This window comes from Rheinheimera sp. KL1 (assembly GCF_001275035.1).
GTDB classification, from domain to species: domain Bacteria; phylum Pseudomonadota; class Gammaproteobacteria; order Enterobacterales; family Alteromonadaceae; genus Pararheinheimera; species Pararheinheimera tangshanensis.
The window spans coordinates 187978-203294 of sequence record NZ_LAMX01000012.1 but is presented as its reverse complement, the minus strand read 5'-3'; the positions used below and the strand labels follow the sequence as shown (position 1 = coordinate 203294).

Annotated in this window: 15 protein-coding genes, 2 tRNA genes and 2 pseudogenes; 18 read left to right on the top strand and 1 reads right to left on the bottom strand. The window is 44.8% G+C overall.

Translation table 11 applies throughout. The features are described from left to right. The first annotated feature begins 49 nt into the window (after positions 1-49). The 16 genes and pseudogenes from WH43_RS06000 (at position 50) to WH43_RS05925 (ending at position 11728) form a co-directional block, all read left to right on the top strand. Positions 50-790, top strand: a complete 741-nt coding sequence (locus WH43_RS06000) for a YebC/PmpR family DNA-binding transcriptional regulator (protein ID WP_053423788.1) — start codon at positions 50-52, stop codon at positions 788-790. Beyond that, the gene (ruvC, locus tag WH43_RS05995) at positions 790-1311 is read left to right on the top strand and encodes a crossover junction endodeoxyribonuclease RuvC (protein WP_053423728.1); all 522 of its coding nucleotides are present in this window, start codon (positions 790-792) and stop codon (positions 1309-1311) included. The genes WH43_RS06000 and ruvC overlap by 1 nt, the downstream gene beginning before the upstream one ends. Positions 1312-1337: 26 nt before the next feature. Then, a complete protein-coding gene (gene ruvA, locus WH43_RS05990) occupies positions 1338-1961 on the top strand; it encodes a Holliday junction branch migration protein RuvA (protein WP_053423727.1) in 624 nt (207 codons plus the stop codon). A 12-nt stretch (positions 1962-1973) separates the two neighbouring features. Next, on the top strand, positions 1974-2984 hold the full coding sequence (gene ruvB / locus WH43_RS05985) for a Holliday junction branch migration DNA helicase RuvB (RefSeq protein ID WP_053423726.1): 1011 nt from the start codon (positions 1974-1976) through the stop codon (positions 2982-2984). Positions 2985-3743: 759 nt separating this feature from the next. Further along, a pseudogene (gene ybgC, locus WH43_RS05980) lies at positions 3744-4165 on the top strand (tol-pal system-associated acyl-CoA thioesterase). Continuing rightward, positions 4140-4823, top strand: a complete 684-nt coding sequence (gene tolQ, locus WH43_RS05975; RefSeq protein ID WP_053423725.1) for a protein TolQ — start codon at positions 4140-4142, stop codon at positions 4821-4823. Before ybgC ends, tolQ begins: the two are co-directional and overlap by 26 nt. Further along, positions 4823-5254, top strand: a complete 432-nt coding sequence (gene tolR, locus WH43_RS05970; RefSeq protein ID WP_046520639.1) for a protein TolR — start codon at positions 4823-4825, stop codon at positions 5252-5254. The genes tolQ and tolR overlap by 1 nt, the downstream gene beginning before the upstream one ends. Position 5255: 1 nt before the next feature. Continuing rightward, positions 5256-5828, top strand: a complete 573-nt coding sequence (locus tag WH43_RS20400) for a hypothetical protein (RefSeq protein WP_286049512.1) — start codon at positions 5256-5258, stop codon at positions 5826-5828. Then, positions 5792-6163: pseudogene (gene tolA / locus WH43_RS05960) on the top strand (cell envelope integrity protein TolA); the annotation flags it as partial. The gene WH43_RS20400 and the pseudogene tolA, both read left to right, overlap by 37 nt. Positions 6164-6167: 4 nt before the next feature. Next, positions 6168-7514: a Tol-Pal system beta propeller repeat protein TolB gene (tolB, locus tag WH43_RS05955; protein ID WP_053423722.1), complete on the top strand. Its 1347-nt coding sequence runs from the start codon at positions 6168-6170 to the stop codon at positions 7512-7514. A 44-nt stretch (positions 7515-7558) separates the two neighbouring features. Further along, positions 7559-8065 (top strand): peptidoglycan-associated lipoprotein Pal, encoded by a 507-nt coding sequence (gene pal, locus WH43_RS05950; RefSeq protein WP_046520642.1) that lies wholly within the window; start codon positions 7559-7561, stop codon positions 8063-8065. Positions 8066-8086: 21 nt separating this feature from the next. Next, positions 8087-8950: a tol-pal system protein YbgF gene (ybgF, locus tag WH43_RS05945; RefSeq protein ID WP_053423721.1), complete on the top strand. Its 864-nt coding sequence runs from the start codon at positions 8087-8089 to the stop codon at positions 8948-8950. Positions 8951-9277: 327 nt separating this feature from the next. Continuing rightward, positions 9278-9353: transfer RNA gene (locus tag WH43_RS05940), tRNA-Lys, on the top strand. A 78-nt stretch (positions 9354-9431) separates the two neighbouring features. Continuing rightward, positions 9432-10490: a quinolinate synthase NadA gene (gene nadA, locus WH43_RS05935; RefSeq protein WP_053423720.1), complete on the top strand. Its 1059-nt coding sequence runs from the start codon at positions 9432-9434 to the stop codon at positions 10488-10490. A 115-nt stretch (positions 10491-10605) separates the two neighbouring features. Then, positions 10606-10695 (top strand) — tRNA-Ser (locus WH43_RS05930). 493 nt (positions 10696-11188) lie between these two features. After that, positions 11189-11728, top strand: coding sequence for a recombinase family protein (locus tag WH43_RS05925; RefSeq protein WP_053423719.1), 540 nt, complete (start codon positions 11189-11191; stop codon positions 11726-11728). Positions 11729-11784: 56 nt separating this feature from the next. Here WH43_RS05925 and WH43_RS05920 read toward each other — a convergent pair whose 3' ends face one another. Next, positions 11785-12288: a hypothetical protein gene (locus tag WH43_RS05920; protein WP_053423718.1), complete on the bottom strand. Its 504-nt coding sequence runs from the start codon at positions 12286-12288 to the stop codon at positions 11785-11787. Positions 12289-13223: 935 nt separating this feature from the next. On the opposite strand from WH43_RS05920, the gene WH43_RS05910 reads away from it, so the two are divergent. Both WH43_RS05910 and WH43_RS05905 read left to right on the top strand, forming a co-directional pair. After that, positions 13224-13418: a hypothetical protein gene (locus WH43_RS05910; protein WP_053423716.1), complete on the top strand. Its 195-nt coding sequence runs from the start codon at positions 13224-13226 to the stop codon at positions 13416-13418. A 553-nt stretch (positions 13419-13971) separates the two neighbouring features. Beyond that, the gene (locus WH43_RS05905; protein ID WP_053423715.1) at positions 13972-15297 is read left to right on the top strand and encodes a hypothetical protein; all 1326 of its coding nucleotides are present in this window, start codon (positions 13972-13974) and stop codon (positions 15295-15297) included. Positions 15298-15317 lie beyond the last annotated feature (20 nt).

The window sequence follows — 15317 nt, the reverse complement described above, 5'->3', positions numbered from 1 at the left end:
AGCGGCTAAGGCCGCTTCAGTTTTATAATTACAATGGAGTTTGATGCTGATGGCTGGTCATAGTAAATGGGCTAACATGAAGCACCGCAAAGCTCGTCAGGATGCCAAGCGGGTCAAAATTTTCACTAAATTGATTCGTGAGCTGACTGTGTCAGCCCGCATCAGTCCTGACGTCGATGCTAATCCACGTCTACGTACTGCTGTTGCCAAAGCGCTGTTGAATAACATGACCCGCGATGCGATAGACAGAGCAATTAAACGTGGTGCTGGTGAGCAGGACGGTAGCAATTATGAAGAGCTGGTGTATGAAGGATACGGCCCTTGTGGTGTCGCTATTGTGGTAGAAACCCTGACCGATAACCATAAACGGACCGTCGCTGATGTACGCAGTGCTTTTACCAAATACGGCAATATGGGCACTGCAGGTTCGGTCAGCTATCTATTCAGTAAAAAAGGCATCATCTCCTTTGCGCCCGGTTTATCAGAAGATCAGGTGCTGGACATAGCCTTAGAAGCTGGTGCGGAAGATGTGGTCAGTCATGAGGATGGCAGTCTTGAAGTCATTACCAGTCCGGACAGTTTCAATGACGTACGTGAAGCCTTAGAGACTGCTAAGTTGGTGGCAGATGATGCTGAAATTACTATGGTGCCTTCGGTGAAAGCTGAAGTAGATGCAGAGCATGTAGTGAAGTTTTTTAAACTCATCGATATGCTGGAAGACTTCGACGATGTGCAAAACGTCTACCACAATGCTGACATTGCGGATGACGTAATGGCGTTAGTGCCTTAATGGCTATTATCCTTGGTATTGACCCCGGCAGCCGTTTAACAGGTTACGGGGTGGTGCGCCAAACAGGACAGAAATTCGAATACATTGCCAGTGGCTGTATTCGATTGACGCTCAATGATATACCTGATCGGTTAAAACAAATTTTTGATGGCGTCAGCGAAATCATTCAGCAAACCCAGCCGGATGTCTTTGCGATAGAGCAAGTGTTTATGGCTCGCAATCCGGATTCGGCATTAAAGCTGGGGCAAGCCCGTGGTGCAGCAATAGTAGCAGCAAAAAATGCTGGCCTTGAGGTGTTTGAATACTCAGCCCGTCAGGTGAAACAAGCGGTGGTGGGCACTGGAGCTGCGGATAAAGCTCAGGTGCAGCATATGATCCGTACCTTATTAAAATTGCCAGGCAATCCGCAAGCGGACGCTGCCGACGCCCTTGCCGTGGCTATGTGTCACGGGCATACTCACCAAAGTTTATTGCATATGGCGGGGCAGGCCACCAAAACAGTACGTGGTCGATTGCGCTAATTTATTGAAGACCGGAGCTTTTAACTGTGATTGGATTATTACGTGGTGTTATTTTAGAAAAGCAGGCGCCGGATTTATTGATTGATGTGGCAGGTGTGGGCTACGAAGTGCAGCTACCACTGACCAGTTTCTACAAACTGCCTGAAGTGGGAAAAGAAGCCGTCATATATACCCACTTTGTGGTGCGCGAAGATGCGCAACTGCTCTACGGTTTTAATACCAGCACGGAGCGGGCGCTCTTTCGTCAACTGATCAAAGCCAATGGTATAGGGCCTAAGTTAGCTCTTACTATCTTGTCTGGCCTTTCAGCCCAGCAGTTTGTCCGCTGTGTGCAGCATGACGATATCAGCACCCTGGTGAAATTGCCCGGTGTAGGCAAAAAAACCGCCGAACGTTTACTGATTGAAATGCGTGACCGCTTAAAAGACTGGGGGCTGAATATCAGCACTCCAGTCACCGACCATTTAGTGCTGGCCGGCGATGAAGTCGATTCGTTTGAGCTGGTAGAAAGCGCTGAGCAGGATGCCATCAGCGCATTGGTAGCTTTGGGTTATAGTCAACTACAAGCCAGCAAAGCGGTACAAAAAATTAAGCAGGCCGATATGAGCAGCGAGCAGCTGATTAAACTCGCACTGCGTAGTATGATTTAAGCAGGAATTGTCATGATAGAAGCCGATCGTCTGATCGATACCAAAGCCAGTCGCGAAGACGAGCTGATTGACCGCGCCATCCGGCCTAAATCCTTGGCCGATTATACCGGGCAGTCCCATGTTAAAGAACAAATGGCGATTTTTATCGAAGCAGCCCGTGGTCGTGGCGAGCCTTTGGATCATTTATTGATTTTTGGTCCTCCTGGTTTGGGGAAAACTACCCTTGCTATGGTGGTGGCGAATGAAATGGGGGTGAATATTAAAAACACCTCAGGCCCTGTGCTGGAGAAAGCTGGTGATTTAGCGGCGCTCCTAACCAACCTCGAACCCAACGATGTGCTTTTTATCGACGAAATTCACCGCTTAAGCCCTGTAGTGGAAGAGATATTGTATCCGGCGATGGAAGACTATCAGCTGGATATTATGATAGGCGAGGGGCCTGCGGCCCGTTCTATTAAACTTGAATTACCGCCTTTTACCTTAATAGGTGCCACCACCAGAGCTGGGGCTTTAACCTCACCTCTGCGTGACAGGTTTGGCATAGTGCAGCGGCTGGAGTTTTATAAGGTCGATGAGCTGGCGCAAATTATTTTACGCTCAGCCCATTATCTGAATTTAGAACTGGAGTTACCTGCAGCCACAGAGATAGCCCGTCGCTCCCGAGGCACCCCTCGTATTGCCAATCGTCTGCTGCGAAGAGTCAGGGATTATGCTCAGGTCAAATCCAGTGGTCTGGTGCCGGTGGATATTGCCTCAGCTGCTTTGCATATGGTGGATGTCGACGCCAGTGGTTTTGACTATATGGACCGCAAGCTAATGCTGAGCATTATCGAAAAGTTTGGTGGCGGCCCTGTAGGTTTGGATAACCTAGCAGCTGCTATAGGCGAAGAAAAAGAAACCATTGAAGATGTGATCGAGCCTTTTTTAATTCAGCAAGGTTTTATCCAGCGCACACCACGAGGCCGTATCGTCTCTCCAGCCGCCTACAAACACTTTGGTTTTGATTTACCAGAATCGAATTAAGTAAGTATTCCTTCTCATTAGACACACAAAATCGCCGGAAGTGATTTTCACTCACATCGTCTATGATGTTCGCCATCGGCAGCTTAAGCTGTGAAAAACAGCTATCCAGCTGTTTTTTGAACATCGGAGTGTAACGACGATGGCCCGACCGGGCATTTTGCAGGAAAGCAAAATGTAAAAAAAGCCCGCTAAATTAGCGGGCGAATGCAACAAGTTGAAGTAAATCTTCAAAATCCAGGGAACATGTTGAGAAGCAACATAATTATCTTCAATCAGACAATCACATCACCAGTATTCATCACTAAAGTTGGGCCACTAGGACACTACTTTTGCGCTAGCTCAGAACACGGGAGCATTTTAGGGAGTTAGTGCAATTACTTCAAACTAGAAAAATTGAGATTTCACATTACATTTTCTAATCTGAATAAATATCTGTTTTGTACGAATTTTAATCTTGTTTTGGTTTTTGTCTGGCGGTAAGCCTTGAAAATTAAGGGAAGCTGAACATCGTCTGCTTTAATTACAAATTACTATTTTTTGAACAAATTTAATGTGACTGAGAAAAATGGTCATTAGTCGCTATTTTTTCCCCTTTTGTCGTGAAGAGGAAACTTTTCAGGAATTTTTGACCCATAGCCCCAGATAGTCGTCAGAATGTCATAAAATCAAAATATTTTTAACGTCCACAAGGCTCGCCCTGTTGAGTTCGGCTGTGGGCTCCAATATCATAGCGGCCAATTTGGATGACAAACGAGTATGATGCTGCAAGGCTTTGAATTTCCAGTCCGGATATATTACGAAGACACCGACGCCGGTGGCGTAGTATATTATGCTAACTATTTGAAATTCTTTGAAAGAGCCAGGACAGAGTGGTTACGAAGTTAGGTGTAGAACAGGATTTATTATTGAGTCAGGATATTGGCTTTATGGTGAAAAGTGTTCAGATGGAAAACCACAAGCCAGCAAGGTTTAATCAACTTTTGTCGGTGAAAAGCGAGATTAGGCAGCTAAAAAAGGCCAGCTTGGTTTTTTGGCAAGAAATCTACAACGCAGATACGGAATTGCTTTGTTCAGCGCAGGTTAGTATTGCTTGCGTAAAACTATCATTAATGAAAGCGAGTGCAATACCTCGCGATGTTTTAGGGGTGTTATCAGGTGACAGGCGGACTATCAGTTCTTGATTTAATTCTTCACGCTAGTGTGGTTGTGCAGCTGGTTATGCTGATGTTACTGAGCATGTCTGTGATGTCGTGGGCCATGATCATTCAACGCAATAAAGCACTCGGTGCAGCCGTGGAAGAGACCAAACAGTTTGAAGACAAGTTCTGGTCTGGTATTGACTTGTCCAAGCTCTATAACGAAGTCAGTGCCAAAGTGACGGTAACAGGTGTTGAGGCGCTGTTTAAAGCGGGTTTTAAAGAGTTTGCCCGTCTGCACAAGACCAGTCGTCAGGCTGGCGCTGTGATGGAAGGTACTCAGCGAGCTATGCGAGTAGGTTTGTCACGAGAAGTGGAGCGTTTGGAAACTCATCTGCCTTTTTTAGCGACAGTTGGTTCTATCAGCCCTTATATAGGTCTGTTTGGCACCGTCTGGGGTATTATGAATTCGTTCATCGCTTTGGGGGCCGTGCAACAAGCAACCTTAGCTATGGTGGCTCCGGGTATAGCTGAAGCGCTGATTGCGACAGCTATAGGTTTATTTGCAGCTATTCCGGCAGTTATTGCTTACAACAAGTTCTCTCATAAAGTGGAGATGCTGGAAAGCGCCTATGCCAACTTTGTTGAAGAGTTTGCCAACATTCTGCACCGTCAGGCGATGGCGAGCGGAGAAAACAACTAATGTACGTTCGTAAAAAACGCCGTATGGTGGCAGAGATCAACGTCGTTCCTTATATCGACGTGATGCTGGTATTGTTGATTATCTTTATGGTGACCACGCCGATCATCACACAAGGCGTCAAAGTCGAATTACCCAAATCAGATGCTGAGCCTATAGAGCAGATGAAAGATGGTAAAACGCCGCTAGTGGCGACAGTAGACGAAGGCGGTTTGTATTATTTTGAGAAAGATGGCGTTAATAAAGGCCCTTTTAATGCTCAGGAAATGCAGATGGAGGTGGCTGGTACTCTGCAGTTAGAACCTGGCACGCAAGTTATTATCAAGGGTGATGGTCGTGTGAATTACGCTGCTATTATCCAATTATTAAATCTGCTGAAAGATGCTGGAGCCCCTTCTGTTGGCTTAATGACTGACGATGTGGAGCAAAACTGAGATGGAACCAGCGTTTAAGAAGTCGCTGATCATCTCGGGTGCTCTGCACCTTCTTGTAGCGGTGTTGTTATTTGTTAATTTTAATTTCTTCAAAAATGAAGAGATTTTAGTAGTGCCTATGCCGGGGGATTTAAGTGCGCCCTTGAATGCCACTACAGTCGATCAGTCTCAATTTGATGAGCTGAAAGAGAAAAATCAGCAGAAAAAGAAAGACGAAGAAAAACGTAAGAAAGATTTAGAGAAAAAGAAACAGCAGCAAGAACGTGAAAAGCGTCTCGAAGAGCAGCGTTTGAAAAAGCAGGAACAAGAGAAAAAAGAAGCCGAGATAGCTGAAAAGAAAGCGGCTGAAGAAAAGAAAAAACAGGCTGTAGAAAAAGAGAAACAACAAAAGCTGGCTGCCGAAAAGAAAAAGAAAGAAGATGAAAAGAAAAAGCAGCAAGAAATAGAGAAAAAGAAAAAAGAAAAAACTAGCGAAAGAAAAAAGCCGCTAAAGAGAAAGCTGCTAAAGAAAAAGCAGAAAAAGCCAAAGCAGAACAAGAGAAACGTGAACGCGAAGCTGCAGAAGAAATGTTAGCTGAGCAGTTGGAAGAGGAAGCAGAAGCACGCCGAGCAGCGAAAGCCGGTCAGATCCTGACCGAAAAACAACGCTACCTGGCGATGATTATTGCAAAAATCCAACAGAATTGGTTTGTAGACGATACAATGCGTGGCAAAGAGTGCCGGGTGAATATTCGTTTGGCCAGCAATGGTTTTGTCACCTCCAGTTCGATATTGGGCGGAGACCGAGCGCTTTGTGAATCGGCAATGCGTGCAATACAAAAGGCAGGGAACTTCCCTATGTCGCCAGACCCTGATGTTTATGATGCATTGAAGGATTTAACAACAATTTTGAGACCGGAACTGAGATAACAATATGCTGAAGTTGATAGGAAAAAGCCTGGTGGCGTTTGCCCTGGTGCTAAGTGCAAAATCGTATGCCAGTTTAGAAATTGTCATCACTGATGGCGTAGACAGTGCGCGTCCTGTAGCCATAGTACCATTTAAATTTGAAGGAAATACGCTTCCAAATCAACGTATTGCTGATATTGTGTCTGCAGATTTAATGCGCAGCGGTAAATTCAATCCTATCGCTGTTACGCGGATGCCTCAGCAGCCTACGAACAGCAAAGAAATTGATTACCAGCGCTGGATGAAACAGGGTGTTGAAGCTGTGGTAACAGGCACTATCCGTGAGGTTGGTGTTAACAGATATGCAGTACGTTTCGAGTTAGTCGACGTCTTTAAAGGCGCTTCAGGCGGTGGTTCATCGTCGGCAATTATCGGTGGTCAACTGACCACAGGCCTGACTCATATTCTTGATGCACGCGAGACAACCATTAGCGGTGATCAGTTTAGACAATATGCGCATCGCATTAGTGATATAGTGTATGAAAAATTAACTGGTGAACGTGGTGCTTTTTTAACTAAAATAGCCTATGTGTTAGTACGCGACAAAGCAGACTTTAGATATCAACTAGTTGTAGCTGATTACGACGGTGAAAATGAGCAGGTGTTATTAAGAGCGAAAGAGCCTTTGATGTCGCCAGCCTGGTCACCTGATGGTACTAAATTAGCTTATGTGACTTTCGAGAAACGCCAGTCACAAATTTATATTCAAGATATTTACACTGGCCGTCGCAGTATATTGACCAGTTTCAAAGGAATTAATGGTGCACCGAAATGGTCGCCTGATGGTCGTAAAATGGCTATGGTGTTATCAAAAGATGGTAATGCTGAAGTTTATGTGATGGACATTGCGACTAAAGCACTGACAAAACTGACGAATCATAGACGTATTGATACGGAACCGAACTGGTCTCCGGATGGTTCTAAGCTGATTTTTAGTTCAGAACGTGGTGGTAATCCACAAATTTATAGCGTAAATATAGCTTCAGGTGTTACTGAAAGGGTAACATTTGAGGGTGAAATGAATCTAGCTGCCTCTTATACACCAGATGGAAGTGGTATTGTTATGGTCAACAGAACAAATGGCCAGTATAATATCGCCCGCATGGACGTTGAGAGTCGCTATATGCAGGTGTTGACTCGCACTTATCTGGACGAGTCACCAAGCATTGCGCCGAATGGCTCAATGATAATTTATAGTACTTTGTACGGTTCGTCACAAGTACTGGCACTGGTATCCATGGATGGGCGCTTTAAAGCACGGTTACCGGCGGCAAACGGCAGAGTCAAATCTCCGGCTTGGTCACCATTTTAATAAAAACGAAAATTTGGTTAATTGATTTACTAAGGACAACAATTATGAACTTAAACAAAGTTTTAAAAGGCTTGTTAGTTGCAGTGCCAGTGTTAACTTTAGCTGCTTGTAGCTCAACTGATGAAGTAGCTGCTACTGATGCAAACACTGGTGCAAACACTAACCAAGTAGTTGAACAAGGCCTGTCAGCTGAAGAATTGCTGCGTCAGCAATTAGAAGCTCTGCGTCAAGACAATACTATTTACTTCGACTTCGACCAGTCAGCTATCCGTTCAGAATTCGCTTCTGTGCTGGAAGCTCACGCTGCCTTCTTACGCGCTCGCACTAACATCACTGTAACTGTTGAAGGTCACACTGATGCTCGTGGTACTCCAGAGTACAACATCGCGTTAGGCGAACGTCGCGGTCAAGCTGTGACTCAATACTTAGCAAACCTGGGCGTTGCTGCTGGCCAAATGTCAGTAGTTAGCTACGGCGAAGAGAAACCAGCTGTTGAAGGTAACGACGAGAGCGCTTTCTCTAAGAACCGTCGCGCTGTTTTAGTTTACTAATAACTGATACGAAGCAAAGCAGTGAAAAAATCTTTAGTTACTGCGCTTTCTGTTATCAGCATTGCCTCGTGGGCAGATCCGGCTCCTGTAGCCGATCTGTCCCGCGCTGGCGGTGGCGCTATCCAGACTCCAAAATACGCATCCACGGCTGACCGTATAGCTGCATTGGAACGTATTGTTGAGGCCAGAGCTAATGCTCAGGTTGCTATGCAACAGCAAGTGTCCGCTTTATTAGACGAAGTGTCTGAATTGCGTGGCATCACTGAGATGCATTCCTACAAATTAGAAGAAATATTGCAGCAACAACGCAATATTTATCAGGAAATTGATCGGAGAATGGGCACTGGTGCCGCTTCAGGTTCAACTTCCGCCACTCCGACACAACCAAGCACACCAGCAACTCCAGCTGAACAAGCGCCTGTGGGCAATCCTGCCGCCGTAGTTAATGGTGGTGAGTCTCAGACTGCTGGACCGACCGCTGATGCAGACGATACAGTAGCTTCTTCGAGCCCTTCGGAAAGTGATGCTTATGAGAGTGCGGTGAATCTGGTGCTAAAAGATCGCGCCTATGATGCAGCTATCCCTGCGTTTGAAAATTTCGTCCGTACTTACCCGGATTCCAGCTATGCACCAAACTCCTACTATTGGTTAGGCCAGTTGTTTTTTACTAAAAATGAACTGTTGAAAGCCAAAGCGCAGTTTGAGCGTGTAGTAGCTCAATATCCACAGTCAGCAAAAGCTGCGGATTCTTTGTCTAAATTGGGCCAATTGTCAGAACGAGAGGGGGATACAGCTGCAGCCAAGCAGTTTTATCAACTTTTAGTTAGCAAGTACCCACAGTCTAAACCTGCAAAAGCGGCGAAGGCGAAGTTAGAGACTCTGTAATCAAGCTGTTGTGATGAATATAAGCCCTGGCCAAATGCCGGGGTTTTTTATATGTTGACGTCCTGAACTATCATTTCTAAATCAGGTCGGACAAAATTTTTCTTAGAATCATGCAGAAAAGTTATGCAATGGCAGCCGTGATCAGTGCTGTAACTTGCAAGCGGTAGTAACCATTTTGCTGTACATAAATAATACCATCAGTTTCTGTTTTGCCTGAGTCTGCGTTTTTATGCTGGCATTTTAAGCAGTTGAACAAAGAAAATGGCCTTTCTGATAATTTTTGGTTGCACTGGAAATTTAAATAAGTAAGATATGCGTCCGCGGCAGGGGTCATTAGCTCAGCTGGTAGAGCAGCGGACTTTTAATCCGTTGGTCGATGGTTCGAATCCATCATGACCCACCATGCAATCATCGCCTTCTTTGTGTTTTAAGCTAAGCTTTTTGTGTATAATGCCGCATTTTTTAAAACCGGGTGGCCGTTATGGATCAAGCACTGCATTTTAACGAACTTGACTTTGTATTCCCGAAAAAACCTTTACCGTTAGACGCGGATCAAAAAGCTGCCTACAAAGAACGTATCAAGCTTTTATTACAGCAGCGTGATGCTGTATTGGTTGCGCACTATTACACAGACCCAGAAATTCAGGCATTGGCTGAGGAGACGGGCGGTTGTGTGTCAGACTCGCTGGAGATGGCACGTTTTGGCAATAAGCATTCAGCCAAAACCTTAATAGTGGCCGGTGTGAAGTTTATGGGCGAAACTGCCAAAATTCTGAACCCGGAAAAAACCGTATTAATGCCGACTCTTGAAGCCACTTGTTCACTGGACTTAGGCTGTCCTGCAGATGCGTTCAGCGCCTTTTGCGACCAGCACCCTGACCGTGTCGTGGTGGTGTACGCCAATACCTCTGCTGCGGTAAAAGCCCGCGCAGATTGGGTGGTAACATCTTCTATCGCTTTGGATGTGGTGGAGCACTTAGACAGTGAAGGCAAAAAGATTTTATGGGGCCCGGATCGTCACCTGGGTGCTTATGTGCAAAAACAAACCGGAGCCGACATACTGTTATGGCAGGGCGCCTGTATTGTGCATGACGAGTTTAAAGCCAAAGCGCTGGTGGAGCTGAAAAAGCAATATCCAAACGCTGCTGTGCTGGTTCACCCTGAATCCCCAGCCAACGTGGTGGATTTAGCCGATGCGGTAGGTTCGACCAGTCAGCTGATCAAAGCCAGCCAGACCATGCCAAATGACACTTTTATCGTGGCAACAGACCGCGGCATCTTCTATAAGATGCAACAGGCTATGCCAGAGAAGACCTTTATCGAAGCTCCAACAGGCGGTAACGGCGCAACCTGCCGTAGCTGCGCACATTGTCCGTGGATGGCGATGAACGGTCTGAAGGCGATTGAGGACGCTTTACTGCAATCAGAAGGCCATGAGATATTTGTTGATGCGGATTTACGTGAACAGGCGTTAATCCCCTTGGACAGAATGCTGAACTTCGCAAAATCAGCGCAAATGCCGGTAAAAGGCAACGCTTAAGGCGTTACTAGTGAGTTTTGCTGAAAATTCCAGCAAAAGAACATAGCTTTGTATTTAACTGTTGCACGGCGCGGTGATTTTCAATAGGATAGCCGCGCTTGCTGTAGCAAGCCTCGGAGAGATGGCTGAGTGGCTGAAGGCGCACGCCTGGAAAGTGTGTTTAGGTTAACCCCTAACGAGGGTTCGAATCCCTCTCTCTCCGCCAGTTTAAATGAAAAAGGCCCACGCTTTTGCGTGGGCCTTTTTCATTTAATCCGCAGAGCCAGGTCTTGGTTCGAACCCTTAGTTCCACAATTGAATGTCTAAGTTGTTGATTGTAAATAGTTAATTTAAATCTGTTTATGCTCGAATTGTACCACCCCTTTGTATCTCTGTGAATCCTTGCTGTAATCCTTTTGTCTCAAATTGACCTGTGAGTTACACCTATTGCCTCAGGAAATTTTTACAGCAAAAATCTGAACGCATATATCTACAAACTAAAAGCCGACTTCCCCCCCTGTGGGGGTAGCACTTAGCGAGAATGAAAGGAAGTGTTTTGCTAACTAATAGCCCACACAGCTGACCACAACGAGCTAAAGCACAAGCGACCACATCGTTCATTAATTTAAAAGAAATTGAATACAGATATTGACCGTTCAAATTCAGTTCATTTAATATATGTTCATCATCATTTAAAAGATTATTGAACGGAGTTTGTTATGGGTTTGCGTGTTGGTTATGCTCGGGTATCTACTACAGGACAGAAGCTTGATGTTCAGCTAGAGGCTCTTAAAGGCTGTGACAAGATATTCCAAGAGAAGGTATCAGCGACCAGCCATAAGCGACCAGAACTAGACAAGATGCTGTCTTATGTACGAGAAGGTGATGTGGTAGTCATTACCAAACTAGACCGCTTAGGGCGCTCTGTGGTCGATCTGAGCAACATAGCGAAAGACTTAGAGAGTCGCGGCGTAGGTCTGGAAGTCATTGACCAGAAAATTGACACAACTACCAGTGTAGGTAAGCTCATGTTCAATATGATTGCTGCTGTCGCTGAGTTTGAGTTGTCGCTACGCCATGAGCGTCAAATGGATGGTATAGCGACAGCTAAAGAGAAAGGCGTACAGTTTGGCCGTAAGAAGTCTATAGACAGGGATGCGGTACTATCATTGCACCAGCAAGGGTTATCTATGGGAGCCATTGCCAAAGAGTTAGGGATTAGCAAAGGCTCTGTGCATGGGATTGTTAGTAGTGGCTAGGTTAGTAATATCGCTGGTCGATAGTGATTCACATAAGAAAGTTACTCAAGCCGAATCTAAGATGTTTTAGTGAATGAGAGCATGTTTGACAATTTTTCATTTGCTCTCTGAATCTTTTCAGGTTGGTGCTCAATATCATCAATAAAATGTACTGCACCAGCAATGTAGGAGCTTAGCAACTGTGTCACGTTTACAAACTTATAATTCAATCTCTGCGAGTCCTGTGCAGTCACATTTCCCGAATAGTAGTAGACGCTTGCAGCATCACCCCTGACAACATGTGAAGACTGAGCAGTTCCCATGTGCAATAAACCGCAACGGGCCGCCCAAAAGTCATCAGCCGAACACGCAGAGTCAATCTCAGGCAATATATAATCTTTAATCCAGTGTTTAAAATCCTCTGGATGCACGTTATCTTTGCTTGTTGATAACCAAGACAACTGCTCTACGTAAACATACCACAGAGAAATGGCAGCTTCATATTGTTGATGTGCGTGCAACAGCACTAAAGATTCAGAGCATTTCAAAACGTAATCCGTTAAATTTTTAGTGTCTGACATGCCTATAATTACCCATCAACTTCGGAATTAGATTGTGGATGATGACAGAAAACTACTGGACTGTAATCAGTAAGATTCACATAGCGTCCCAGCGTGTTGCTGAATGCGTATAACATCCATATCAGGTGCGTGACGCTTAGCTAGTCCCTTACGAATCTTTAAGGTTACTGTACTGGCCTTAGCGAAAGCTTCTTCTGCCTTACCCTCTACAACCAGATTGAAGGTTTCAAAGACGACATCATGGAACTCATAGTCACACCAAGCGGCGCACATAAAGAGTGCCTTTTGTGCCGCTAGGGTCATGAAACCTTGCTGTCCTTTACCAGCACGGATTACCCGAATATTTTCGGTTGATTCTAATTGCTTACGTTCTCTGCGTTCCCATTTAACGCACTGCACATTTCCGGTGCGCTCAAAATTTGTGCAATCCAGTGATTTTCTCTGGTTAGAGCTAATTCGTTTTACCCTGTATCAATAGTTTAAGTGACCGCATATTTTCGGTTACTTCTAGCTTATCTGCTGCTTTGTACTGTTAATTACAGCCCGCATCTTTCCGGTCTGTGGAGTAAGTGCTATCTAATACCCGAACCACCAAATTTGGTGTTTAGAAAATTCAAACGAGGAAATAGGATTCTGTTAGTTTCTGGCCTGTACGTTTTTGTCGCATATAGAGTTAGTCAAGGTTGTGCAATATACCGCGCGCACATTTGCGCTCGCTAAAAGTAGAGCCTGACTGATTTCAAATCTCGACGCTATAACTTGTACCTAATCACCATCCTGCAAAAGTGCAGGTTGGTCAAAGACTCCTCATTAAACAATCACTCACCAGTGATAAGTTATCGTAAGTGATTGATAATAAATAATAAAATAAGTTGACACTCGATCTGTCTTGTAGATAATGCGCGCCAGTTCTCAAGTAGTAAGGAGCATTCAAGATGGAACAATCTAACCATTTACACCAAATGAACAACGCAATAGACGACCTGTTTAACCTGTACGATTATGACACCACAGCACTAGCACAAGCTTTTAGGAATGACAGGGCAGCATTGACAGACCTGAAGCATCTGTTTGTAGACCTAAGGGAAGTTGTAACGCTTGCCTGTGACCGTTCTGAGTTTGTCCTGTAGTAGCCCTTAGCCAGTCTAACAGCCGCCTTAAATCAGTCTCCAAGTCACCATTTTGAGGCGGCTCTTAGCTAAGTATCAGTCATCACTTTGAGGCAACCTTTAGCTGGCCCTAAGTCACAACTTTAAGGCATCCCTTAGCTAACCCTAGCCTCCACAGGTGGCGTACCTAAGGGGAAGCATAAGTCAGCATCAGCATTCCTTACCCTGTGTTTTTACCTGTCATATCTAAGTAGTTTATTCATTAGTATCAATCAATTAAGTACCAGCAATGAGACAGCTTAAAGCATCCTCAAGTAAACCCCTGAGCCTATATAACCTTGTCTTGAGCCTACCTTTAACTCTGCCCTAGCTCGTATCTGTAATGAATATACTTAATAGATAATTTACCTAGTTAATTCAATAACCTAAGTAGGTGACGTTCCTATGAGTAAGAAGGAGCTGACTATCACTTTACTATCTTAGAGATATACCTATAGCCATATAGTGATGATTTAGAACTAAGCCAGTAAATACAAGCCCTTCAAAGTAGTTACAACAATTCATAGGAGGGTTCATGTTATTCAATTCTATTAAACAACCTGAGATACACAATCAGTGGAGTTCTGCGCTATCTAAGCGCTGGAGTAAGCCAGTAAGCGTAAGAGCCTTTAAGCCAGCGCTGGACAGAGGATTAGCTGGTGAATGGGTAGATAACTTACTTAGTGAGCTTTATCCGGCGTTACACAACAGAAGCAAGACACCGACCAGACAAGCTCTGCAATGCGCTTTACTTAACTTGTGCTTAGCTGATGAATGCAACAGAGCCACAGGACAAATGACAGGCTTTCTGTGTCAGACCACTAGCCAGAGCTTTAAGACACCAAAGCGCTACGCAGTGAACGACTTTGCTTTGCCTAAGCTGGCCTTAGTGCTGAAAGACTTAGTGAAGCATGGCTATATCAGCTATGCAGAGGGCTTTAAATCTAAGGGCTATGACAAAGGCTTAGCTACGTTATTCTATCCAACAGAGGGCTTTAGGCAGCGTTTACGTGGGCTTAATTCCACTGAGTTAAAGCTAGTGTGGTTTACTGAAGATATTGAACTTATCTATCTGAAAGACGATAGCTCATGCTTAATTGATTACATGGATAATCAGGTTACGCTGGATATTCGCCAGAACATCAAGACCACTAACCAGATCCGTTTAGCTTCGTGCTGGTCTTATCTTCCGGTAGATATGAAAGCCACCCTAAGAGAGTCTCAGCTAGGCTCTGAGAGCATTGTATTCAGTGAGCAATACCAGCCTATTAATCCAAGAGATTTGATTTGTAAGCGAGTATTCAAAGGCTCTATGAGTGCTGGCGGGCGGTTCTATGCGAATGTTCAAAGACTGACTAAAGTTGAACGCCAGACAATTCAGGTAGATAACCAACCGACAGTAGAGATAGACATTAAAAGCCTACATCCACGCATCCTTTACAATCTCAAGGGCTTAGAAGCACCAGCAGATTGCTACGCTATTACTGGCCTATCCAGAGACATAGTGAAAAAGGTAATTCTGGTAATGCTAAACGCTGACAGTGAGAAAGCTACATGGCTGGCGCTACGTGACAAACATGAGATACCTGTTACTGAGTCTAAAGCGGCCATAGAGATACTTAAAGAGGTTCATCAGCCTATCGCTGAATTCTTCTGTCATTCCAGTTGGAAGCTACTCCAATACGAGGACAGCTGCTTAACTGAGAGCATCTTACTGACTGCTATGCGTGAATCTATCCCTATCTTACCGATACACGACAGCTATATCACTATCACCAGATATGGTTTCAGGCTGATGGATATAATTGACCAGTGCTATAGGGATAGATATGGGTTTGGTTGTGTAGTAGCCTTTGATTAAGTGAGGTAAGCCCTGAGTTA